General features: G+C 70.4%; 19 protein-coding genes and 3 pseudogenes. 6 read left to right on the forward strand and 16 right to left on the reverse strand.

Features of this window, described 5'->3' with window-relative positions:
* Positions 1–40: 40 nt before the first annotated feature.
* From ACP4J3_RS15335 to ACP4J3_RS15370, 8 genes and pseudogenes are all read right to left on the reverse strand, one after another.
* Positions 41–2869: a glycoside hydrolase family 2 TIM barrel-domain containing protein gene (locus ACP4J3_RS15335; RefSeq protein ID WP_426534799.1), complete on the reverse strand. Its 2829-nt coding sequence runs from the start codon at positions 2867–2869 to the stop codon at positions 41–43.
* Positions 2870–3568: 699 nt separating this feature from the next.
* Positions 3569–3976: pseudogene (locus ACP4J3_RS15340) on the reverse strand (ImmA/IrrE family metallo-endopeptidase); the annotation flags it as partial.
* Positions 3977–4158: 182 nt separating this feature from the next.
* Positions 4159–4947, reverse strand: coding sequence for an MFS transporter (locus ACP4J3_RS15345; protein ID WP_426534492.1), 789 nt, complete (start codon positions 4945–4947; stop codon positions 4159–4161).
* A gap of 50 nt (positions 4948–4997) precedes the next feature.
* Positions 4998–5294: an MFS transporter gene (locus tag ACP4J3_RS15350; protein WP_426534494.1), complete on the reverse strand. Its 297-nt coding sequence runs from the start codon at positions 5292–5294 to the stop codon at positions 4998–5000.
* Between the two features lie 223 nt (positions 5295–5517).
* Positions 5518–6063 (reverse strand): TetR/AcrR family transcriptional regulator, encoded by a 546-nt coding sequence (locus tag ACP4J3_RS15355; RefSeq protein ID WP_426534496.1) that lies wholly within the window; start codon positions 6061–6063, stop codon positions 5518–5520.
* A 128-nt stretch (positions 6064–6191) separates the two neighbouring features.
* Positions 6192–6665 carry a nuclear transport factor 2 family protein gene (locus ACP4J3_RS15360; protein WP_426534498.1) on the reverse strand — a complete coding sequence of 158 codons (474 nt, stop codon included), beginning with the start codon at positions 6663–6665 and terminating at the stop codon, positions 6192–6194.
* Positions 6666–7208: 543 nt separating this feature from the next.
* Positions 7209–7379: pseudogene (locus tag ACP4J3_RS15365) on the reverse strand (sigma factor-like helix-turn-helix DNA-binding protein); the annotation flags it as partial.
* Positions 7380–7416: 37 nt separating this feature from the next.
* A complete protein-coding gene (locus ACP4J3_RS15370; RefSeq protein WP_426534801.1) occupies positions 7417–7854 on the reverse strand; it encodes a winged helix-turn-helix transcriptional regulator in 438 nt (145 codons plus the stop codon).
* A 144-nt stretch (positions 7855–7998) separates the two neighbouring features.
* On the opposite strand from ACP4J3_RS15370, the gene ACP4J3_RS15375 reads away from it, so the two are divergent.
* Together ACP4J3_RS15375 and ACP4J3_RS15380 are read left to right on the forward strand one after the other, a co-directional pair.
* Positions 7999–8871: an aldo/keto reductase family oxidoreductase gene (locus ACP4J3_RS15375; RefSeq protein ID WP_426534500.1), complete on the forward strand. Its 873-nt coding sequence runs from the start codon at positions 7999–8001 to the stop codon at positions 8869–8871.
* 168 nt (positions 8872–9039) lie between these two features.
* Positions 9040–9404, forward strand: a pseudogene (locus ACP4J3_RS15380) (rhamnosidase); the annotation flags it as partial.
* A 298-nt stretch (positions 9405–9702) separates the two neighbouring features.
* On the opposite strand, the gene ACP4J3_RS15385 reads toward ACP4J3_RS15380, so the two are convergent.
* The 5 genes from ACP4J3_RS15385 to ACP4J3_RS15405 all read right to left on the reverse strand — a co-directional run bounded on the left by ACP4J3_RS15385 (position 9703) and on the right by ACP4J3_RS15405 (position 14670).
* Positions 9703–10263 carry a hypothetical protein gene (locus ACP4J3_RS15385; protein ID WP_426534502.1) on the reverse strand — a complete coding sequence of 187 codons (561 nt, stop codon included), beginning with the start codon at positions 10261–10263 and terminating at the stop codon, positions 9703–9705.
* Positions 10260–11711 (reverse strand): sensor histidine kinase, encoded by a 1452-nt coding sequence (locus tag ACP4J3_RS15390; protein ID WP_426534504.1) that lies wholly within the window; start codon positions 11709–11711, stop codon positions 10260–10262. The genes ACP4J3_RS15385 and ACP4J3_RS15390 overlap by 4 nt, the downstream gene beginning before the upstream one ends.
* On the reverse strand, positions 11708–12406 hold the full coding sequence (locus tag ACP4J3_RS15395) for a response regulator (RefSeq protein WP_426534506.1): 699 nt from the start codon (positions 12404–12406) through the stop codon (positions 11708–11710). The genes ACP4J3_RS15390 and ACP4J3_RS15395 overlap by 4 nt, the downstream gene beginning before the upstream one ends.
* 115 nt (positions 12407–12521) lie before the next feature.
* Positions 12522–13679: an acyltransferase family protein gene (locus ACP4J3_RS15400; RefSeq protein WP_426534803.1), complete on the reverse strand. Its 1158-nt coding sequence runs from the start codon at positions 13677–13679 to the stop codon at positions 12522–12524.
* Between the two features lie 157 nt (positions 13680–13836).
* Positions 13837–14670, reverse strand: a complete 834-nt coding sequence (locus ACP4J3_RS15405) for an SGNH/GDSL hydrolase family protein (protein ID WP_426534508.1) — start codon at positions 14668–14670, stop codon at positions 13837–13839.
* A gap of 859 nt (positions 14671–15529) precedes the next feature.
* Here ACP4J3_RS15405 and ACP4J3_RS15410 point away from each other — a divergent pair.
* Entirely contained in the window at positions 15530–15883 is a 354-nt protein-coding gene (locus tag ACP4J3_RS15410; RefSeq protein WP_426534510.1) for a hypothetical protein, read from the forward strand.
* Positions 15884–15964: 81 nt separating this feature from the next.
* On the opposite strand, the gene ACP4J3_RS15415 is transcribed toward ACP4J3_RS15410, so the two are convergent.
* A complete protein-coding gene (locus ACP4J3_RS15415; RefSeq protein ID WP_426534512.1) occupies positions 15965–17335 on the reverse strand; it encodes an FAD-binding oxidoreductase in 1371 nt (456 codons plus the stop codon).
* 151 nt (positions 17336–17486) lie between these two features.
* On the opposite strand from ACP4J3_RS15415, the gene ACP4J3_RS15420 reads away from it, so the two are divergent.
* From ACP4J3_RS15420 to ACP4J3_RS15430, 3 genes are all read left to right on the forward strand, one after another.
* Positions 17487–18185 (forward strand): winged helix-turn-helix transcriptional regulator, encoded by a 699-nt coding sequence (locus ACP4J3_RS15420; protein WP_426534514.1) that lies wholly within the window; start codon positions 17487–17489, stop codon positions 18183–18185.
* 120 nt (positions 18186–18305) lie between these two features.
* Positions 18306–19196: an alpha/beta fold hydrolase gene (locus tag ACP4J3_RS15425; protein ID WP_426534516.1), complete on the forward strand. Its 891-nt coding sequence runs from the start codon at positions 18306–18308 to the stop codon at positions 19194–19196.
* Positions 19193–20014, forward strand: coding sequence for an alpha/beta fold hydrolase (locus tag ACP4J3_RS15430; RefSeq protein ID WP_426534518.1), 822 nt, complete (start codon positions 19193–19195; stop codon positions 20012–20014). Before ACP4J3_RS15425 ends, ACP4J3_RS15430 begins: the two co-directional genes overlap by 4 nt.
* A gap of 37 nt (positions 20015–20051) precedes the next feature.
* Here ACP4J3_RS15430 and ACP4J3_RS15435 read toward each other — a convergent pair whose 3' ends face one another.
* Together ACP4J3_RS15435 and ACP4J3_RS15440 are read right to left on the reverse strand one after the other, a co-directional pair.
* Positions 20052–21626, reverse strand: coding sequence for an HD domain-containing phosphohydrolase (locus ACP4J3_RS15435; protein ID WP_426534520.1), 1575 nt, complete (start codon positions 21624–21626; stop codon positions 20052–20054).
* 581 nt (positions 21627–22207) lie between these two features.
* Positions 22208–23086 carry an alpha/beta fold hydrolase gene (locus tag ACP4J3_RS15440; protein WP_426534522.1) on the reverse strand — a complete coding sequence of 293 codons (879 nt, stop codon included), beginning with the start codon at positions 23084–23086 and terminating at the stop codon, positions 22208–22210.
* Between the last annotated feature and the right edge of the window lie 27 nt (positions 23087–23113).

The following is a 23113-nucleotide window of genomic DNA, read 5'->3' on the forward strand; positions in this document are numbered from 1 at the left end:
AAGCGACACCGGAAGGTGAAGCGCTTCGATACTGGACGTGTTACTGGGAGAACGAGAAGTACAGGGTTCGGCTGTAGTCGCCCGTCGCCGTGGTGGGGCCGCCGCTGGGGCCGAGTGCGGCCGGTGGGTCGAACTTGGTGCCCATCGCCGGGATGGCGTCGAGGAACGACAGGTCTCCCTTCGGGAAGGGCGGCGCGGTGTGGCGGGGGTCGGGTCCGAACCGGGGGGTGAAGAGGCGCAGGTAGAGGTCCTCGTCCTCGGAGACGACCGTGAGACGTCCGGCGCTGGTGTGCAGGGACGCCCAGCGGACGCCCGCGTGGTAGCCCTTGAACTCCGGGTACACCCAGCCGTCGGCACCGGTCGCGGTGTCGTTGTACTGCTTCGTCCAGACGTCCGTCGCGACGCCGCGCAGCCGGTTCTTCCACACCCTGTGGGGTCCGTGGCCGAGCCAGGTCACGCCGGTCACCTGTGATTCGGGATGGTCGAAGCCGACGCCGAAGAGGTCGTGCTCGCCGGTGAGGTGGTAGCGGTAGTGCAACTGGAGCCAGCCGCTGGGGTGCAGATGCCACCGGACGTGGCGCAGGACGCCGGAGTACTCGGCCTGCACCGTGTAGCCGTTGCCGTCGGGCCCGTGTGTCAGGCGGGTGAGGTCGGCCGTTCCGGTGGTGGGCAGCGGGCCGCGGGACAGCGCGAAGTCCCTCCCCCGGTGGGTGACGCCGGCCAGCATGCCCGTCGTGGCGTCGAGCGTGACCGTGGTGTGGCGGGATGCGAGCGTGAGCGTGTCGTCCGTGAGGCGGCCGCGTACGGCTGGTCCCGGGCCCGTCCGTACCAGCCGTCGGGCCTGGTCGGCGGCGGACGCGATGGTCCATATCCAGCGGCGGATCTCGCGGCCGTCGGCATCGGTGACGGTGAGCGCGATGGCGTCGGCGCGTCGCCAGCCGTACGGCAGGGGCAGGCGCAGCACTCCTTGCGCGCCGGGCTCGATGTCCGGCGCGGAGGCGGTGCCCTGGGCGCGCACCGAGTGGCCGTCCCTCCGCTGCGACGGGGTGCGGAAGTCCAGCAGCCGCCAAGTGAACCGGCACGTGCGGGTGTTGGTGAAGGCGTAGTGGTTGGTGAGGGCGATCCGTCCGTCGAAGTCGTCCGGCAGGGCGGAGGTGAACCGCTCCGGCTCGGCGAGTTGTACGGGAGACCAGATGTCCTTGATCGTGTAGAAGCTGGCCTCCTTCTCGCGGAAGGGGCCGAGGATGCCGTCGGGTGCGGCGTTGCCCGCCACGTCGATGGCGCCGCCGAGGTCGTCCCGCACGATGCCCTCGTCGACCAGTGCCCACAGGAAGCCTCCCGCGGAGAGCCGTTCACGGCCCATCAGCTTCCAGTAGTCGTCGAGGCCCGCGCCGGCGCCGCCGTCGTAGAGGCCGTGGAGGAACTCGGTGGGCATGAAGATGTCGCCCTGTTCCTGGAGGATGCGGCGCGTGCTGTCGTACGCCTCGTAGTGGTCGGTGTTGATGCCGCCGAAGTTCGCCCAGGGGTGGAGAACGGCTCGCTGCTGGGGGTCGTGGCGGGCGTAGTCGCCGTCGAGGGCGGTGTTCCAGCCGCCTTCGTTGCCGTTGCACCAGAACAGGATCGACGGGTGGTTGACGTCCCGGGTGACCATCGAGGCGACGAGGGGTCTGCCCGCTTCCTCGTCGTAGAACTTCTGCCAGCCGGCCAGTTCGTCGAGGACGTACAGCCCGATTTCGTCGGCGAGGTCGAGGAAGTGCGGGTCCGGCGGGTAGTGGGACATCCGGACCGCGTTCATGTTCATCTCCCGCATCAGGAGGATGTCCTTGCGGCTGATGCGCGCGCTGGTCGCCCGGCCGGACGTGGGCCAGATGGTGTGCCGGTTGGCTCCCTTGAGGAGGATCTTGACGCCGTTGACGTACACGCCGTCGCCGGGGCGCACTTCGACGGTGCGGAAGCCGAATCTCTCGTCGACGCGGTGGACGGTGCGGCGGTCGCCGGCGCGGAGCGCGACCTCGACGCGGTAGAGGTGCGGGGTCTCCGCCGTCCACTGCCGCGGGGAGTCGACAGCGGTCCTGAGGGTCACCGTCGTGTCGCCGGGAGCGACGGCCGCGGTGAACGGGGCGCCGACCGGGCGCCCGGCGAGGTCGGTGACCCGGGCGACGAGGCGGTCGGCGGAACCGGTACCCGACAGATGGGCGTCGATCCGCAGCGTGCCGTCGGCGCGGGCGTCGACGGCGATGCGCTCGATGTGCTGGAGCGGGAACGCCTCCAGGTGGACAGGGCGGTAGATGCCGCCGAAGTTCCAGTAGTCGCCGAGGCGTTCGGCCCGGTTGACGGAGTCGTCGGTGGACTCCTTGCTGACCGTGACCTCCAGGAGGTTGTCCTGGCCCGGACGCAGCCTTTCGGTCACCTCGTGCCGGAACCGGTAGAAGCCGCCGCGGTGGACGGGCCCGGCCGACTCGCCGTTGATCCACGCCTCGGTCTCGGTCATCGACCCTTCGAAGACGAGGAAGACGCGTCTGTCACGCCAGTGGGCGGGCGGCGTGAAGGTGTGCCGGTAGTGGCCTTTCTCCTCCGGGCGCAGATTCCAGCCGTAGTTGTACGTGCCGTATCCGTGGAACTCCCAGTTGGACGGAACCGGGATGCTGTCCCAACTGCCGCTGCGCCGACCGCTGGTGCACAGGAAGTCCCAGTCGACCGGGTGGTCGGCGTCCTCTCCGGACAGGTACAGGCGCTCGGTGCGCGTGGAGGCGTGCGCTGCGTCGGCCGTCTCGGCCTCGGCGGCCCGGGCCGAGCCCACGGGAAGGCCTCCGGCGACGGCCGTGCCGGCGGCGCCGAGGATCAGAACGCCACGGCGTGACAACTGCATGACATCTCCAGCCTTCAGGGAACCATCGGGGTCGGGAAGGGACCGGCGAGGACGTGCGTGCGGGTAGTCGGCGGGCCCGGGTCGGCACCCGGTTGTCGAAGCGCTTCCGCGCACAACAACGCAGATCAGAGCGGTCTGGGGGAGCGACGACGACCTTAGGAGTCGAATGAATCGAACACAAGAGGGCAGCAGAAGCCACAGGCGCCTCCGGAGGCACCGCAGCGCCGGGGCCATCGACCTCGTCGTCACCGGCGAGGCGCTCCGGCCCCGAAGCCGGCAAGTGAGCCAGGACCGAGCACCCCTCTTCACCAGGGAGTCGGTCTCCGGGCAAGGGCACACTTCGCCGGGAAGGCTGCGCGTTCGCGAACCGTCTCGGAACCCGTCATCCGACATGGCCGAGTCAAGCGCAAAGCCCCGTTTCGCGCAGGCGCCCCAGCCGACCTCCTTCGAAGCCGTGCCCACAGCGTGCCCATAAGGGCGGACAACCACGGTCACCAGTGGTGCCACGACGCCCCCGCGGCAGCGTCGCCACAGCGAATCCACGCAGGTCGGCAAACGGGTGGCCACCCGAGGGCCGTGGAGCAGTTCCCGCCTTCCACGCCTCAACTGCAGGTGGAGCGCTGCCGCGTCCTCGTCGATGTGCAAATGGGTTCGGTACTGCCATTCGGTGGTCACACCCAGTTCGCGCAGCCGGTGTGCAAGTGCCATGGCGGCGACCTTCCAACGGCGTTTGGCCTGAGGGATCCAGCCGGTGCTGGCGCCATTCGGTGCGTGGGCCAGGACGTCTGCCCGCGGCATGAGGAATGCGGCTGCGAAGCGGTGCGCTTCCGCCTCGGCCTGTGGGCTCACGCCGTGCGCCTCCAACAGGTGCACCACGTTCGGGTTCGGTGCGTTCCCAAGTCCCCAGCGGGCGCGCACCAAGGAGGCAGCTTCCTCCGCTGGGACGTCCGTGTCGACCGCCTCCCCTGGATGGGGAATCTCCCCCAGGGCCCAGATAAGCGGGGGCTGGCGAGGCCCGTACCCGACCTCATCGCCCACCGCGGCCCCGCTGATCGTGGCGCGGTTCACCAACGCCGAGCAGCAGCCAACGAGTTCGCCCACGGCCACGGCGTACGCCGCTGCCGCTACCGAGGGGAGGACAAGGCCACCTCCACCACCTCCTGACCGCCATCGCCGTGAACATCGAGCGCCTCAGCGGTCTGCCGGCAACCGGGAAAATCACCCCCGCCGCGGCTGCCAACCGCGATGGCCGCCGGCTCGGCAGCTGGTGGTGGACCATGGTCTTCGGTTCAGGCGGAGATGCCGGCTTCCGACCGCTGCGTGGTCTGCGTCGCGGTGGGGGCCGGAGGGGTCGTGCCGGGCCGGCGCAGGGTCAGGGCGATGGCCACACCGAGGAGGGTGAGGGCGCCGGCGGTGAACCCGGCGGTGCGCAGGCCAGGGACGAGGTTCGCGCCGGTGCCGGCGTGGGCGCCGGAGTTGGCGACGGCGACCAGGATCGCGAGGCCGACGGCGGAGCCGATCTGCTGGGTGGTGGAGGCCATGGCGGAGGCGATGCCCTGGTGGCGGGCGTCGACGCCGCTGGTGGCCGCGACGAACATCGCGGTCCAGGCGATGCCCTGGCCGAGGCTGAGCAGGATCGCGCCGGGCAGCAGGGCCGGGTAGCCGCCGTTCGGGGACATCCCCAGCGCCAGGACGGCCATGCCGGCGGCGCCCACGAGCAGACCGGTGGTGATCGTCGTGCGGGCGCCGGCCTTGCCGAGCAGCTTCTCGCTCAGCTTGGTGCCGACCATGCCCACCAGTGCCGAGGGCAGGAATGCCAGGCCGGTGGTCAGGGCGCTGTAGTGGAGCACGTTCTGCAGGTAGACGGTGAAGAAGTAGTACTGGGCGCCGAAGGTGCCCATGAAGACGAAGGTGATGCCCATCGCGGCGACCAGGCTGCGGTTGCGGAACAGGCGCAGCGGCATCAGGGGGTGCGCGGTGCCGGACTCGACGATCACGAGCAGGCCGATGAACAGCGCGCCGCTGAGGAGGGCGATGAGGGTCTCGGCGGATCCCCAGCCGGCCTCGAGGCCCTGCACGACGCCGAAGACGAGGGCGGTGAAGCCGATCGTGGCGGTCAGCGCGCCGGTCAGGTCGAAGCTGCGGCCCCGCTCAGCCGCGCGTCCTTCGTGATGATGGCGAAGGCTGCTGCGGCGGCGCCCAGGGCGAGGGGGACGTTGACGTAGAAGACGGGCTCCCAGCCGAGGTAGTTGGTCAGGATGCCGCCCAGCAGGGAGCCGAGCGCCAGACCGACGGCTCCGACGCCGCCCCAGATGGCGAGGGCCCGGTTGCGTTCGGTGCCCTCCTGGAAGGTGGTGGCGATCAGGGACAAGGTGGCGGGCAGCAGCAGGGCGCCGCCCAGGCCCTGGACCGCGCGGGCGGCCACCAGCAGCCCGGGGTCGGCGGCCCGGCCGCCCGGCAGCAGGAAGCCTCCGAAGGCGACCGCGTAGCCGCTGACGACCCACTGGAGGTCGTGGGCGTCGAAGCCGACCTCGCGGCCGATCTCGGGCAGCGAGCTATCAGAAGCGATTAGATAAGCGGTTGATCGCTTACTTTCGCAGGCGAAAAAGAGGGCCGCCCGGAGTGGGCGGCCCGGCGGAACGCTGCGGCTAGGCGCGCAGCGTGCGCGCCCAGGGGGCGTCGAGAGTGGTGGCGTCGATCGCGACCAGGACGTTGCTGAGCAGGCCGTCGGCGAAGTAGCGGCGGATCTGCTCGTCGGAGGCGCCGGAGACGGCGCGGACGTACTCGACCTGCTTGGCGTAGCAGGTGCGCACCGCGTCGCCGATGACCGGCTCACTCGCGCTGCACTGGGCGTGCATGAGGATCATGAGTACGTCCCGGTCGGCGATGACCTCGTCGTACGAGGTCGTCAGCGCCTTGAGGACCTCTTCCGGGTCGGTGCTCTGCACCGATGCGGCCGCCGCGGCGGCGCTCTCCCGCAGGCGGGCGGAGCAGTAGTCCACCAGGGCCGCGAACAGCGTCTCCTTGTCCTTGAACAGCCGGTACAAGTACCCCTGCGAGATGCCGGCCGCCTTGGCCACGTCCATCGTCGAGGTCCCGTAGTACCCGCGCTCGGCGAACGTCCTGATCGCCGTACGCATGACGGTGGCCCGGCGCTCCTCGGCAGTGGAACGCTGCCGTGTCCTCGTCTCCATGTGAGTAACCAAACTCTTTCAACGCTCGGGGCGTCAAGTCGCTGGACCATCTGCGGGGAGGGTGGGGCGCGGTGGCGGAGGCGGGCCGGCGCCCCCGCCCACTGCCGGAGAGTGACTGACGTACAGCCTCAGCCGTTGCTGAAGGCCGAGACCATGTCGGCCGGGCCGTCGCCGAGCGCCTCCATGCCCACCAGCGGGTTCCAGAAGTCGACGTAACGGCTGATCTTGCCGCCCTTCGTCTCCACCACCGAGATGTAGGTCTGGTTGTACGGCCGCCCCGTGCCCAGCGCAGTACCCCGGCTCTTGAACTCGGCGATCACCAGCGAGGGATCCACCGTCTCATGGAAGTGCAGGTCGACGAACTCCACCTTGAAGTGCTCGGGGAAGTTCTTCATGTACTCATACAGGCCCTCCTTGCCCACGGTCTTGGTGGGGAAGCCCTCGGGTGCGTAGGGGAACTCCAGCACTCCGTCCTCGGTGAACAGATCCACCCACTCCGGGATCCGTCCGGACGACAGGTAGTCCAGGTGGTTCTTGAACGCCTGCTGCGCACCGGCCCGGATGCCGTCGGTGTTCTGCGCGTCGGAAACCGTGTCGCTCATGACTGACCTTCTCTTTCAAGCGGTTGACCGCATAGACACTCATCACCGGTCGAAGTGAGCAGCGCGCGGGGTGACTAATCCAGGCGTCCCGGCCCGGGTCACGCCTACTTAGCGCCGGGCAAATCGGGATCTGACGGAGGAATTCCCCCTTCGGCGCCCGTACCCACTCGGTGACGATGGAAGTAATTAACCACTCGCATAAGAGGCTGTCAACCCGCGCACGTCGCGGCCGCGACCCTGCCCGCGGGCCGCTCGGACGGCACTAGTTGGTCGAGGTGGCGGTGGAGGCCGGGTCGGGTTCGCCCTCAGTGGCGGCTTCCCCGGGAGTCGGCGCCTCGATGGCGGGGGAAGCCGGTGCCGGAGACGGGGGCGGGCTTGTTGCGTGCGAGGGGGCGTCGGCGGGACGGACCGGACTGTCCGAATCGCTGTGCGTGACGGCGAACAGTGCGCAGGCAACGGCCGCAGCCAGCGCGGCTCATCGCCGGATCTCCATAAGCCGCCGGCGACGGGGAGGACGGGAGCGCGACTGAGAGGGGTGCTCGGTCATCGAGGTATCTCCAGTTGTCTGCCGAGAGCGTCCAGGGCCCGGCTGGCAGTTGACTTGACCGTCCCGTGGGAGACACCGAGGGTGTCGGCGATCTGGGCCTCGGTGAGATCCGACCAGTAGCGCAGGACCAGGACCTCGCGCCGCCGACGGGTGAGACGCTGCAACGCGTTGATGCAGAGCTGTTGGACGGTTGGATGTGAGCCGTCAGGAGGTGCGAGCGTCGTAGTTCTCGCGGTGTGCGAGGACCTCGGCCATGTGCGTCTGCGCCCAGTTTCTGAGCCCGCGCGTCATGTGGTGGAGCGAGAGACCGAGGTCGGTCAGCTCGTAGGAGACGGTGACAGGGACGGTTGGCGTCACGGTACGGGTGAGCAGACCATCGCGCTCCAGCGACCGTAGCGTCTGGGTCAGCATCTTCTGGCTGACCCCGGCCAGAAGCCGGGAGATCTCGGAGTAACGCATCGCCTTCGGAGCGTCTGCGTGTGCCGCACCGGGCCGGCCAGGGCCGTTGTCGCCGCCCAGCGCACACAGGATCAGGACGACCCACTTGTCCGAGATTCGGTCGAGCAGCTGCCGGCTGGGGCATGCTGCCAGGAACGCGTTGTACTCCACCTTGGCCTGAGCCCTCTTCTGGGCCGCCTTCATCGTCGTCACTGATCGCACCTCTCACCGATGGGCGGGTTACGCACTCCAAAGTGCCTACTTCCCGATGGGAAGTTTCTCTCCAATGCTGATGCAAGGAGGCAGCAGGCGCCACCACCCCGCCAGCGCACGACGAAAGGCAACAAGATGAGCACACCCTCCCTCGCTCTTCCCGGCGGCACCTGGACTTTGGACGAGCTGACCGTCACCCGGTTCGGCTACGGCGCCATGCAACTGGCCGGCCCGTGGGTCATGGGGCCGCCCGCCGATCGCGAGGGTGCCCTGGCCGTGCTGCGTGAAGCGGTCGACCTCGGTATCACCCACATCGACACCAGCGACGCCTACGGGCCGCGCGTCACCAACGAGTTGATCCGCGAGGCGCTGCACCCCTATCCCGAGTCGCTGCACATCGTGACCAAGGTGGGCGCGACCCGCGACGAACAGGGCGGCTGGCCTGTGGCCCGGCGACCCGAAGATCTGCGCCGCCAGGTCCACGACAACCTCAAGTCCCTCCGGCTCGACGTACTCGACCTGGTCAACCTCCGACTCGGCGACGCCGAGGGTCCCCAGCCCGGCTCGCTCGCCGAGGCGTTCGCCACGCTCGTCGAACTCCAGCAGCAGGGCCTGATCCGCCATCTCGGGGTCAGTAACGCCACCGAGGAGCAGGTCAGCGAGGCACAGAGCATCGCGCCGATCGTGTGCGTGCAGAACATGTACAACCTCGCCCACCGCCACGACGACAAGCTCATCGACCGGCTCGCCACCGACGGCGTCGCGTACGTGCCCTTCTTCCCCCTCGGGGGCTTTACCCCGCTTCAGTCCTCGGCGCTCTCGGCGGTCGCCGCTCGACTGGAGGCGACATCGATGTCCGTCGCACTGGCCTGGCTGCTGCAGCGATCACCGAACATCCTGCTCATCCCCGGCACGTCATCGACGGCACACCTGCGCGAGAACATCGCCGGCGCGGGACTCTCCCTCTCTCATGAGGACTTGACCGAGCTGGACGACATCAGCCACTGAATGCCTCAGCTCACCCGCGCCAGTGACCGGGCCGGGTGGGCGTCGAGGTCCGGTCGAGTCCGATCGGTGGTGCCGCCGCTGCACCGCCCGTGGGCACGTGTGGCGGCAAGACACCACCAAGGCGGCTGAACCACGGGCGAAGCTCTTGGCCGGATACTCCGCCGCGCAGCCCTGATCGCGCACAGCGCCGACCTCGCGGCCCGGATGGCCGGGGAACTCGGCAAGGACGCCGCCCCCTACCTCGATCTCTTCGAACGCATACGAGCGGCCCTCCAGAACGTCTACGTCACCTCCGACGGCAGGGTCAAGGGCGATACCCAGACCGCTTACGTCCTGGCGCTGTCGATGAACCTGCTGCCGGACGCGTCGCGGAAGGCCGCGGCCGACCGGCTGGTCGCTCTGGTCGAGGCCAGGGACTGGCACCTGTCGACAGGTTTCCTCGTACTCCCCGGCTGCTGCCTGTCCTGACCGACACGGGCCACACCGACATCGCCCACCGCCTGCCATGTTCACCTCGGTCTACGGCCCCGTCCCCACCCGTTGGCGGCAGCGGTCCGGCCGGTTCACGCTGACCTGCGCGGGGCCGTTTCCAGGGTGGCTCCGGAGCGGGTCGAGAGCTGTGTCCGGTGTGACGATGGCGGATCGCCAGGACGTCGGGGTCGACGTCCCGACGACGGAGGCCGGCCCGGCCGGCTCTTCGGGGCGAACCTCCGAGTGAACAAGAAGGGCCGAGGGGCGACTCCCCGGCACCCGGACTCCAGGCAGCCCAGGCCAAGCTCGCAGCGCGCCCTGGCCGGTCCTGTGTGAAAGTCCGAGGACATGGTCCGCCTGCTACCCGGTGGCCCCCTGACTCGTGGCAGGTTCGGGCGCGGGAACGATGTTTCCCGCCTCGTTGCAGCGGATGGTCCAGGGCGTCCCGAAGCCCTTCTCGTAGACCCGTACGTCCACGTCGGAAGGTTGTCTGCCGTCGGCGGCACGGGCGTTGGCCGCGGTGCAGATGATCTGGGTGAGCCCGAGGCCGCCACCGCCGGTCATGTTCGCGACGGGCACGGGGAGGTGCAGATCCACGGCGCCGTCGGCGGCCCGCGCGACCGGTCTCTTGTCCATCAGGGGGACCTCGGTGATCAGGCCGCGGGCGCGTTCGGCGGCGTCGGGGCCCTTGAGGAGCAGGTCGAGTGCCTGTTGCGGAGTTGTGGGGGCGTCGACCTCGCGGGTGGCGGGCTGGATGCCGTACGGGCCGACGAAGTAGAGCCGGGCATAGTGGGTCGCGGATCCCGGTTCGCGAAGGCCGGACGCCGGGCCGCCGGCTCGGACGGGGCCGGTGGAGCCGATGCCGCAGCCCGCCGACAGCACGCAGAAGAAGGCTATGAGACAGGTGAGTCGGCGCTTCATGGCCGGTCCTTCTGCCGGGGCGTGCGCGGGAGCGTGACGGTGAACACCGCGCCGCCGTCCGGGAGGTTGGCGGCGGTGAGGGTGCCGTGGTGCAGTCGTACGTTCTCCATCGCGATGGCCAGTCCCAGGCCGCTGCCCCCGGACCGGGCCCGCGCGGCGTCGGCCTTGTAGAAGCGGTCGAAGACATGCGGCAGGACCTCGTCGGGGATGCCGCGGCCGTCGTCGGCGACGTCGATCACGAGGGACTCCCGCGTGGCAGTGGCCCGGACGGTGACGGGAGCGGCGCCGTGGCGCAGCGCGTTGCCGATCAGGTTGGCGAGGACGACGTCGATGCGTCGCGCGTCGACCCGGATACGCGGATCGTCCTCGGGAAGCTCGGTGATCACCTCGTCCGGCTCGCGCCAGCCGCGCAGGTGGAGCGTCTTGTGGACGACGGTGCGCAGACTCACGTCGTCCAGGTGCAACACCGCTGCCCCCGCGTCGAAGCGGGAGATCTCCATCAGGTCCTCGACCATGCCGGCCAGCTTGCGGGTCTCGTCGCTGACGAGGAGGACCGCGTCGGCGGTGTCCGCGGGCAGCGTGCCGGAGCGGGCGTCCTCGTCGAGGGCGTCGGTGACGGCGGCCATCGCGGCGAGCGGAGTCCGCAGTTCGTGCGAGACGTCCGCGGCGAACCGGCGGGCGCCCGCCTCCATGCGGCGCAGTTTGGCGTCGTCCCGCTCCAGTGCGGCCGCCATGGTGTTGAACGTGCCGGTCAGCGTGGCGAGTTCGTCTTTGCCGACGACGTCCAGGCGCGTGTCCAGGGCGCCCGAGGTGATCTTCTCGGCGGCTGTGCGCAGCTGCCGTACGGGACGCAGCACCCGGCGGGCCGCGAACAGGGCGGGCACGACGGCGATGGCGAGTGCCGGTGCGGCGCCCGCCCAGGCCGCGGTGATCAGAGCGGAGATGTCGGCCCGTTCGCCGTCCAGCGGCACAACGGCGAACACGACCAGCCCCGAGGGTTTCCCCGCTTCCTTGCCCCGGTCGGTGTAGTTGACCGGCATGCCGATGTGCAGTCGGTGCCCGTCGGCATGCTCCACGCGCTCGTAGAAGGTGGCGTCGCCGCTCTTCGTCGCGTCGCGCAGGGCGCTGCTGACGTCGTCCGCGGTGCCGATGAGCGGCCCGCCGTCGCGGGAGACGGCTGTGTGCCGGCCGCGCGAAGCCGAGGCACGGTCCAGCTCGCGCGCGAAGACGCGCAGGTCGGTGTCGGTGGGGTTGTTCGGCAGGTCGGGGGCGAGCGAGTCGATCTGGAGCCGCAGGTCGTGGACGGCGCCATTCTGGGTGCGTTCCAGGATCGCGCCGCGGGCCTGCCGGAAGGTGAGCGTGGCGGTGATCAGCGCGCTGAGCGCGGCAACGAGGACAAAGGCCACGACCAGGCGCGGGCGCAGGCCGCGGGGCAGGGCGGGCTTCATGCGGGCAGCGGGCCGAAGCGGTAACCGAAGCCCCGCACCGTCTGGACGTACACCGGGCGGCGTTGATCGTCCTCGATCTTGGCGCGCAGCCGCATCACGCAGGCGTCGACCAGGCGGGCGTCCCCGTAGTAGCTGTGCTCCCAGATGTCCTCGAGCAGCTGCTGGCGGCCGAAGGTCCGGCCCGGGGCCGCACTGAGAAAGAGCAGCAGCTTCAACTCGGAGGGGGCGAGCGGGAGTTCTTCGCCGTGCTTGCGGACGATCAGCGCGTCCCGGTCGATGTCGAGATCGCCCAACCGGGTCGGCCCGGCGCCCGCGTCGGTGCCGGCCTGGGCCGGGGCGACGCGGCGCAGCACCGCGCGCATCCGGGCCTCGATGACCGCGGCGCCGGCGGGTTTGACGACGTAGTCGTCGGCGCCCGCCTCCAGGCCGATCACGACGTCGATGTCGTCGCCGCGCGCGGAGAGGACCACGATGGGAACCCGGCTGGTCTCGCGGATGCGGCGGCACACCTCCAGGCCGCTCATGCCGGGGAGCATCAGATCGAGGAGCACGAGATCGGGCTTGATGGCGACCAGGGCATCGAGGCCGTCCTCGCCGGTGCCGACCGCCTCGGTCTCGTGCCCGTTGCGGGACAGGCCCAGGACGACACCTCGGCGTACGGCCGGATCGTCCTCGATGAGCAGGACGCGGGGCATCTACGGGTCCTTTCTGCAGCGAGCATGACATTCCGGATCACCTGGGCTACCGCGTTGGTCGTCCACTGTACGGGCGAGCAGGAGGCGTGCTCTGCGCGCTGCTTGTCCGTTGGGGTCATCTCAGCCGGTCGACGTCGACCGTGCCCGCCCCGGGAACCGGTTCGGGCACCACGGCCCAGAGGACGGCTCCCGCCAGGGCCAGCGCGAGCACCGCGATCAGACCGCGGCTGCCCCGCGCCCAGCCCACCCGGAACCGCACCGGGTCCTCCACGAACCGCTTCGTCACCGCGGCGGCCACCAGCGAAACCGCGATCGCGACGACGGTCCCGCCCCACTCCCCGAGCGCCGACAGCCGCGGCAACAGCAGCAGGTAGACCGGCCAGTGCCACAGATACAGGCTGTACGACAGCTTTCCCAGGCCACGCGGCACGCGACTGCCCGCGATCCGTGCCGCCCACGTGCCCGGCACCCGGGCCATCAGGACGATCAGCACGGCCGCGGCCAGGGAGTGGACGAAGAGCCCGCCCTGGAAGAGCAAGGGCGCCTTCTCGCCCCCGGTCACCGCCCACGCCACCGCCAGTCCGCAGGCCAGGACCAGGCAGACCAGGTCAGCCGCGCGGCGCGGCATCCGGCACACGAGGTTGCGCACCGGCGCGGCGGCCGCGAGCGCCCCGAGCAGCAGGGCGGCGCCACGGGTGTCGGTGCCCTCGTAGGCGCGGGTGGTGTCCACGGCGGCGCCGAGCGAGACGGTCAGGGCGAGGGAGACCAGGGCACCCGCTCCGGCGAGCGAGGCCACGATCCGCTCACCGCACCGCCCCCGGGCGGCCACCGCTGCCACCAGCGGCCAGGCCAAGTAGAACTGCCACTCCACGCCGATGCTCCACAGGTGGGCGAAGACGCGGGTGTCGGAGGCGTTCCAGTAGCCGATCTGCTCGGTGATGTAGTGCCAGTTGACCGCTTGGGCCCCGACCCAGGGCAGGTCGTCGAGCGCGAAGCGCAGCTGCTCAGTGCTGCCCCACGCCCACGTGGCCGGCACGGTCACGACCACCACACAGACGAGAGCGGGCAGCAGGCGGCGGGCACGGCGGGCCCAGAACGCGGCCAGGGCGATCCGGCCGCGCCCCGTCGCCTCGCCGAGCAGCAGCCCGGTGATCAGGAACCCGGACAGCACGAAGAACAGGTCGACGCCGAGAAACCCGCCGGGCAGCCGCCCGGCGTGGAAGAGCAGCACGGCCGCGACCGCGAACCCGCGCAGCCCGTCGAGGGCGGCTATGTGCGCACGGCCCACCCCGCCGGGGCGCGCCGCACGGCGCCGGGCCGACACCGTGCGGTCGTCGTCCGCGGGCGCGGGCGCGGGCTCAGACAACGGAGCACTTCCACTCGGCGCATGAGCTCGGCCGGGATGCGAAGGCATGAAGTCGGCCGTTCCGTCACACGGCACAGCGGAGCTTGCCGTATCGCTCGTCGCCGGTCCAGGACTCCTGGGCCCAGGTGTCCACCGACGCCGGCGTGAAGCTCTCCTGCTTGCCGAGCTTGCCGGTGAACCACTTGGCGAAGGCGGCCGCCCCCTGCTGGCAGTTGTGGATCCCGTCCGGGGCACGCTGCGCCTTCGCCGCCGAGGCGTCGGTGCCCCACACCTGCGAGGCGTCGAAGAACGCCGCCGTGCCACCGCTCTTCCCGGCGACCTCCGCGGCTGTCTCGGGAGCGGTGCGCATCTGCGCCTCGTGCTGCTTGTAGAACCCGTCGATCCTGATGGGCGGGGGCGAGACGAACACCACCTCGGCCCCGGCGTTGCTGGCCGTGTCGACGACCCTCTCGTAGGCGGCCCGCTGCTGCTCCTGGCTTCCCCAGTCGTACGTCGTGACTTGGTAGGCGACCACGGTGGGACGGAACGACTCGATGTCCTTGGCCAGTCGCTTCCATGTGTCGCCGGCGATCATCTGCGTGATCTTCTCGCCGCTGTCGACGATCGTGCCCCCACCGTCCGAAGAGGAGTCCTTGAACTCCACTCCACTGGCCTTCAGGGCGGCGCCCAGAGCGGGAGCTTGCGCGCCCGCGATGGAGTCGCCGAGCCAGAGCACCTTCGTATCGGTGCTCGCCGTCGTCTTGCTCTTCCCCTCGTCCCTGGTACCGGTGCCCTTCTCACCGCAGCCGGCCAGGGTGAGGCCGAGCGCGGCGACCGCGGAGACCGCGGTGACCGCGCTCAGGGCGCTGCGGGCCGGGCGGTGAGGAGAACGGGAACGGGACTTGTGATGGCTGTTCATGCCCCCAGCGCAACAGCCTCCACGTGCCCGGCCGCCCGCCGTCATCGTTTGCTCATAGTCCGAACAAGGAGCACTCATGAAGGCCACCGGCCAAGATGCGGGGAGTCCGGCTCCGGGTGGTGAGTTCACCGATCAGCTCGGCCAACTGGCGTGATCGGATATGTGGTGAGCTTCCTGCTCGGGCTGAGGTTGGGCGGGTTCTATCCGATGTTGCGCCGGCGCCGATCCGGCACCAGCGAGAACCGCCCACCCACGTCGTGAAGCTCATGCGGCCCGGTCTGGCACGCCCGGCGGCTGCGACGCCTCGACGGAGTGCCACGAGGCGCCCGAGGACCTGGTCGGAGGCCGTCACACCTCGCCCATCGCGTCGCGTCCCAGCAATGACGCATGGGGCAGGCAGGCGACGGGGGAACACACCTGCCTGCCCCTCATGCGCGACCACCTGCTCGAAAACGGGGGCGAGCGGGCGCCGCGGGACCCCTGGGCCCTGGGTCCACCCCCTACAGCGCATCGGAGGAGAGGGCTGTCACACCAGAGAGCGCAGAGCGCCAGGAGGCGTCACGGGCGGACGGTGATGACCGTGGGTTCCGCACCTTCATGAAGGTGTGCGCACTCGTCGTCGCCATGATTCGGTCGCGTCGACAGCAGGCTTCCATTCCATCGGCAAATGTTCCCTCGGACGTGGAAATCTGAGTAAGTTCCTGAATAGGAAGCCATATTTGGGTCATCGCGGATGAGGGTGTAACGCGGTAGGGCCTGAAGGACGCAGGGATAGGCAGCAGCGGGGCGCCGAACCGGTCTGCATTTCAGCGTCCGGGGCGAGTGTGCCGACACGACACCGCGTCAGATCGGATTTGGTATGAGCAACATGGACCCGGCTCCCGGATATCAGACGCACCACCAACCCCCGGGGCCGGAGCGCTCCGTACGCCGACAGCCCACCTCACGGCGCACGGCGCTCACGGTCTGCACGATCGCCGACGTTGCGGCAGGGCTGCTGGGCCTGTGGATCCTGCTTTTCCTGCTCGATGCGAACCGGGCGAACGTATTCGTCGAGTTCGTACAGGGAACGGCGGACTTGCTGGCCTGGTGGTCGCAGGACATTTTCACAATGGACACAGAAGGCCTGCGCGTCATCCTCAACTACGGCCTCCCGGCCGTCATGTATTTGCTGATCGGTCATGGCATCGCCGCCCGGCTCAACCGAGCCTGACGGCAACCCGGCCCGCATACGGCGTGTGCCCTGCAGGCCGCACCGCCTTCGCGCAGACCACCGGTCAGCAGCATGCCCTGCTCAGCCGGGGTGAATGTTCTTGTTGCAGTGGAAGGTGTTGTCGGGGTCGTACTTGACCTTGACCTCGGTCAGTCGCCGAAAGACGTGCTCGCCGTACGCCTCTCGGACACGGCTGTCGCCGTCGTCGGAATCAAGGAAGTTGACGTAGACGCTGCCTGCGCGGTGCGGTCGAAGGGCCTGGAGGAACCGCCGCGCCCACGCGGTCTCGGCTGCGGCGTGCTCGTCCGACTCACCGGGCAGCCATGCGGCGTCGATGTTGATGTTGTGGGCCACGTCGCGGCCGGCGTAGGCGGTGGCGGTGCGGGTGGCTCGGGTGACGGCGCCGCCCATGTGGAACATCACCGCGTACGACCGGGGCGAGCCGGCGCGGTAGGCGTGGTCGGCGATGACGGAGACGGTGTGGTCGGACAGGTCGGCGAGGTCCGTGGACTTCCAGTGGTAGTGCCAGCCGTGGGGCGTGGTGTCGTCGGTGGCGCTCTGGTGGGCGGAGTACGGCTTGGGTGCGAGCAGATCCACCAGCGGCGTCCCCTGCCGTCGCAGGGTCTCCACCGCGCGCTCGCCGTCGGCGATCGGGCCGACGTGGCAGCAGACCACGGCGATGGCGGGCCGCCAGTGCAGCTCTTCGGGGATGACGGGCAGCGGGGGCACGGTTCCGAGCCTGACCACGGTGCCGAGTTCGTCGGGTGCCGCGGCGGCGAAGTCCCGGTAGAAGCGCAGGACTTCGGTGGTGTCCTCGGCCGCCCAGAAGACGGGTCCGGCCAGGACCGTCGGGCCGACGGGATGCAGCGCGAACCGGAACCGGGTGACGACGCCGAAGTTGCCGCCGCCACCGCGCAGTGCCCAGAACAGATCGGGGTGGTCGTCGGCGGACGCACGGAGGATGCCGCCGTCGGCGGTGACGACCTCGGCGGCCAGCAGGTTGTCGACGGCGAGCCCGTGTTTGCGCATGAGGAAGCCGATGCCGCCGCCGAGGGTCAGCCCGGCGACGCCGGTGTGGCTCACGATGCCGCCGGTGGTGGCCAGCCCGTGAGCCTGCGTCTCGTGGTCGACGTCGGCCCAGAGGGCACCGCCCTGGACCCAGGCCGTGCGGTCGGCGGGGTCGACGGACACCGCCCGCATCGCCGAGAGGTCGATGACGATCCCGTCGTCGCACACCGCGGTGCCGGCCACGTTGTGGCCACCGCCCCGCACAGCGATCTCCAGGTCGTGATCGCGGGCGAAACGCACGGCCGCGGCCACGTCGGCGGTCCCTCCGCATCGGGCGATCAGCCGGGGGCGCCGGTCCACGGCGCCGTTCCACACGGCTCGGGCGGTGTCGTAGTCGGCGTGGTCGCGGGTGATCAGCCGGCCTCGGAACCCGTCGATCTTCATGGCCCTCGCCTCCTCGTTCGGGTGGCCGACCTGCTCGGAGACCCCTCTCCCATCTCCTCGCGCATCGATCTCATCGCACCTCTTCAGGCCTCGGGTGTGAAGTCAGGAATCTGGACTTCAGGGGCCGGGGCGGGAGTGCGACACTGATGGCGTGCGGAGCTACGGCCAGTACTGCCCGATCGCCCGTGGTGCCGAGATCTTCGCCGAGCGCTGGACGCCGTTGATCATCCGCAACCTGTACCTGGGCTGCGGAAGCTTCGGCGAGATCCTTCAGGGCGCCCCCGGGCTCTCCCGCACCCTGCTCTCTCAGCGGCTCAAGCAGCTCGAACGCTTCGGCATCGTCAGGGCGGCACCCAAGCCCGACGGGCGCGGAAGCCACTACGAGCTCACGCCCGCGGGGCACGACCTGTTCAAGGTCTGCGTGTCACTCGGCGAGTGGGGTGCGGCCTGGCTCGAGATCGCCCCCGAGCACCTCGATCCCTTCGTGGCGCTGTGGTCGATGTGCAACATGCTCCGCCGAGACCGGCTCCCGGACCGGCGCGTCGTCATCCGCTTCGACTTCACCGGCCGCCCGCGCCCCGAGCGGTACTGGCTGCTGATCGACCACGGCGACACCGAGATCTGCAAGACGTACCCCGGCCTCGACGAGGACCTCTACATCACGGCGGAAGCCGAAGCCTTCGTCAAATGGCACGCCGGTCAGCAGACCTGGGCCGATGCCGTCCGGGACCGCCGCATCCAGCTCCACGGCCCCTCCTGGCTCGTACGAGCGTTCCCTACGTGGAACGCCCGCAGTGCCTTCGCCCACATCGAACCGGTCTCCCGAAGGACGGCGAGTCCGGCAGCCTGACTCTTCGCCCGACTCGCCGGCCCCGGCAGCAGATGGGTAGGTCTGCCGATGCGCGGTCGACGGTCGTGGAGCGAGCCTGATGCTGTCCTTCGAGGAGAGTCGAGGAGAGGAGCGGCAGCGATGGCACGCATCGGTGGAGGCGCCGTCGCCTCGGCGGAGCCCGTGGAATTCATTCGGGTCAACGGGGTGCGCATCGCGTACGAGTCGACCGGGGACGGGCCGGTTCCGCTCGTTCTCGTGCACGGCAGTTGGGGTTCGCACCACAACTGGGATCCGGTCGTACCCGGCCTGGTCCCCCATTTCCGTGTCGTCACCTACGACCGCCGGGGCCACAGCGCCAGCGAGCGCCTCCCCGGGCAGGGCAGTTTCGACGAGGACGTGGCCGACCTCGCCGCGCTGATCGAGGAGCTCGGAGCGGCCCCCGCATGGGTCGTCGGCAATTCGGCCGGCGCGGTCATCACACTGCAGCTGGCCGCGGCCCGCCCGGACGTGCTGCGCGGGATCGTCGTGCACGAGCCGCCACTGTGGTCCCTGCTCGCCCAGGGCAGTCCCGAGGCCGCCGCGTACGAGGCCGTCGGGCGCGGGCCGCTCGCGGAAGTGCTGCGCCGTATCTCCGCGGGCGACCACGCCGGTGCGGCGGAGTTGTTCGTGGACGCGGTGGCTCTTGGGCCCGGCAGCTGGGCGCGGATGCCCGAGGGCATGCGGCGGACGTTCGTCGAGAACGCCCCGACGTACCTCGACGAGGGGAACGACCCCGCCGTCGCAACCATCGACGAGACCGCGCTGGCCCGGTATCGCGGGCCGGTGCTGCTCACGTCCGGCGACCGGAGCCCGCCGCTGTTCCGGCCGGTGCTGACGCGGCTCGCGGAACTGTTGCCGCAGGCCGAGCACGTCGTCTACGCCGGTGCGGGCCACATTCCGCACGTGACGCATCCGGCGGCGTTCGTGCAGGAGGTCGTGGCGTTCATGTCCCGGCCGTACAGCGGGGCCGATCCGGGGGCACGGACATGAACAGCGTGCGCAAGGGCCGCGCCGCCGCCGACCGGTTCGACGTCCGGGCACCCGACGGGACCACGATCGTGGTCTGGGTCGAGGGCGAGGGACCGGCGTTGGTGATGGTGCACGGATCGCTGCAGGACCACACCATTTCGTCCGCCCTGGTGGGCGAGCTCCGTACAGGCATCACCACGTTCGCCATGGACCGTCGCGGCTTCGGCGCGAGCGGCGACGGCGCCACGTATGCGATCGAGCGGGAGTTCGAGGACGTCGCCGCCGTGGTCGACACGGTTGCCGCGCAGGTCGGCGGCCCGGTCGCCGTGTGGGGCCACTCCTACGGGGCGAGCCTTGCGATGGGCGGTGCGACGCTCACGGGGAACATCAGCCACCTGCTGTTGTACGAGCCCAGCCTCGGGCTCGCCTACCCCGAGGGCTGGATCGAGGAGGTCGAGAAGGCACTCGCCGACGGCGACGACGAGGCGGCCATCGTCCTGGTGCTCCGCGACGTCCTCGAATTCACCGACGACCAGATCCGTGCCATGCGGTCCGGCCCGGAGTGGGCCCGCCGCGTGGCCGTGGCACCGACCGTGGCACGGGAGGCACGTGCCGAGGAGGGCTGGGTGTACCGGCCGGGCCGGTTCGAGGGGATCACGGCGCGCACGCTGCTGCTGTCCGGTACGCAGAGCCCACCGGCCCTCGAGCAGGCCACCGAGAAGGCAGCGGCGGCGATCCCCGGTGCCCGGATCCGCCTCCTCGACGGTCACGCGCACATCGCCCACCGAACCGACCCCGCCATGGTGGCGGCCGTCGTACGGGAGTTCCTCGCATCGTGACCGCACGCATGGTGACCGCACGATCCGGTACGGCGGCTCAGCCCCGCAGGAGGTCGTGCTCCATGGCGAACAGGGCGGCGGCCGCGCGAGTGGAGTTGCCGATCTTGCCGTAGATGTGCTGGACGTGGTGCTCGGCGGTACGGCGCGAGATCACGAGCCCGCTCGCGATCTCCTTGTTCGACAGGCCGCGGGCCAGCAGACGCAGGACGTCGACCTCCCGGTCCGTGAGCCCGGCGGGCCGGTTCGGCCGTACCGGTGACGGCGCCTGCCCGGCGGCATCGACGACGGCCCGCACGCAGTCGGGATCGAGACGACCGGCCGCGGCCTCCTCGGCCAGCAGGTCGGCGGCCCGGGCCGGGCTGCGTGCGGGCCTGTGAGGGCGGTCCTGGGTGGCCGCCTGGAGGGTGTCGGCGGCCGCGAGGAGCCGGGCGGTCATGGGGATCCCGGCAGCCGACAGCCCATGGTGGTAGCCGCTGCCGTCCAGTCGTTCGTGATGCAGACCCGCGATGCGCCCCAGCGGTTCGAGGACGTGCGAGCAGGCCAGGATCCGCTCCGTGTGGTAGGGGTGCAGCCGGATCTGCTCGCGTTCCGTACGAGTCACGGGGCCGGGCTTGTCCCAGATCCCGCTGGGGACGCCGACCCGCCCCAGGTCGTGCAGGAGGGCGGCGCGCCGCAGGTCCTCGACCTCGCGTTGCGCCAGCCCGAGCGAGCGGGCGGCTCCTTCGGCCAGCTCGGCGACTCCCGCCGAGTGCCCCAGCAGGTAGGTCGCCTTGAGATCGACCATGTCCGCGAAGGCGCGCGCCACATGGTCGAGCCCGCCCCCGCTGATGTACCTCACGGGCGGCGGCTCGGCTTCCAGGACCGCCTCCCACGGATCCACGGCGTCGATCTCGCGCAGCAGGGCGCTACCGCGGCGCCCGAAGACGTCGACGACCGACGGGTCGAACCATCCACCGGCCCGTCGCTCGACCATCTCCATGGCTGCCTCCGGCCCGCCTTTGAGGTGGAACAGCAGTGCCTGGTTGGCCACTTCGCTGATCCGTGCCGGGAGCACGATCTCGTCCTTGGCCAGCCCCTGCGGCAGCCCTTTGCCGTCCCACCGCTCGAACTGCTGGTACAGACAGTCCCGGACCTCCCGGTCGAGCCCGAGCCGGCAGGCGAGCAGTGAACCCGCCTCACAGATGGACTGGAAGATTGTTTTCCCGTGCTGGAGGTTGCCCACCACGGCCCGGGTGACCAGGCGCGGACGGTGCACGCCCGTGCCCCGGCCAGTGCCGAGCGTCAGGGCGAGCATCTCCCGGACGTCGCCGAAGTCCGCGGGTTCGGCGGCCGGCCGTGACGCCAGCTCGTCGCCCCCGTACAGGCGGGCCTCGACGGCCGCAGTGGCCGTACAGCCGAGGTGGCGCAGCAGTGAGGCGAGGTAGACGCCACGTACCTGCCCGTCGGGCAGGTCGAGGGCGCGGGCCAGACCGGTTGCCAGCAGGCACGACCGGATCGCCGTCTCCGGCGGTCGCCCCATGCCGAGATCGGTGGCCACCGACAGGGCGGCCAGCAGATCCATCAGCCGTAGCCGGTCCCGCATGGTCACTCCCCAGCCGTACGCGATGTCCATTCTCTCGCGCGTGCACCAGCGACGCCCAGCACGAACCAGCCGCGCTACGAATCACCCGGGAGCGAAGCGGGGCGGAGAGGCTCGCGCTCCCCTCACTCCGCGATGCCATGAGCCGACCGGGAGGAAGGCTGAGGTCTTCGGCGGAACAGGACGGCTCAAGAGCAAGGGTCGGTGGGCCGAAAGGGCAGGGACGCTCCGACAGCCGTTGTACGCAGGCCGGCATCACGCTGCCGCAAGGGCATCGCACGACTCTCACGCCTGTTCGTCGCGGCATCCGGCAAGTACATCGCGCTGACCATGCCGGGGCCGGACGGCTGCGACGACGGGGAGGGCGACCTGCACGTCACCCAGCCGCGGCGCCGGTGCCTTCGGCGGACCGGCTCGGTGTTGGGGCCGTCCCGATGGTGTTCGGGGCGGGTGCGGCGGGAGTGAGTTCGCGGGGAGGTCGTCGACGCCGATGTGTGGCAGGGCGTTCGACAGCGCCGCCATCCACTGGGTATGGCCGAAGCGTCTGCCCTCGATCATGCCGACCGATCCCGTTGGAGGCGGGGAGGGCGGCGGTCCACCGTACGGTGTCGTACTCAGGCCACCGCGTTCAGCAGGTCGGCCAGCACGTCGGGCCGTTCCAGGGCGATGAAGTGGCCGGCCTTCGGCACCTGGGTGAAGTCGGCGGCCGGAAGCAGCCCCTTGTTGGCCTGCCGGTCCGAGGGGCGGGACCAGTCCTTCTCGCCGTAGACGAGGTGGACGGGAGCCTTGACCTCGGGGTAGCGCGAGCGGGCCGCGATGAGGCTGGGCAGGCTCTGGTACACGGCTCGGGCGACGGTCGGGTAGCCGGGGCGGGCGCCCACCTGGAGGAGCTCGTCCACGTAGTCCTCCCGCAGTGCGCTCTTGTCGCCGAGCCCGCCCCGCAGGATCTTGCCGAGGGCGGGCTTGGGCTCCACCCCGGCGATCACCGGCCCCACTCCGGGGGTGAGGACACCGCTGACCACCACGCGGGCGAGGAGGCTGGAGCGGGCGATTCCGCCGGGGAAGTCGTATGTGTTCACCGCGACGACGCGCCGTACCCGCTCCGGCAGATCGGCCGCGGTGGTCAGGGCGAGCACCGCCCCCATGGACTCCCCCACCAACGTCACGTCGTGGAGGTCGAGTTCGGTCAGGAGCCGCTTTACGCCCGCGCGCATCGCCGGCTCGTCGTACGACGCCCCGGGCACGATCTCGGAGTAGCCCATCCCGGGCAGGTCGAGGGCGTACACGGTGTACCGGTCCGCGATCAGCGGGACGAGGTGGCGGAAGTGCTCGGCCTGGGTGCGCACGGTGTGCAGCAGGACCAGGGGAGCGCCGGTGCCCGCCTTGAGGTAGCGCAGCGTTCCCTCGCGGCCGTCAAGTCCGGTGCGCGGGGCGATGGTGTGGCTGGTGGTCCCCGGAATGCGGATCGTGGGACGTGACTCGTGGCTGGGCATCTCGCCGACTCCTCGGGTGTGAAGGGG

The organism is Streptomyces sp. UG1 (assembly GCF_049974585.1).
In the GTDB taxonomy this organism is placed as follows: domain Bacteria; phylum Actinomycetota; class Actinomycetes; order Streptomycetales; family Streptomycetaceae; genus Streptomyces.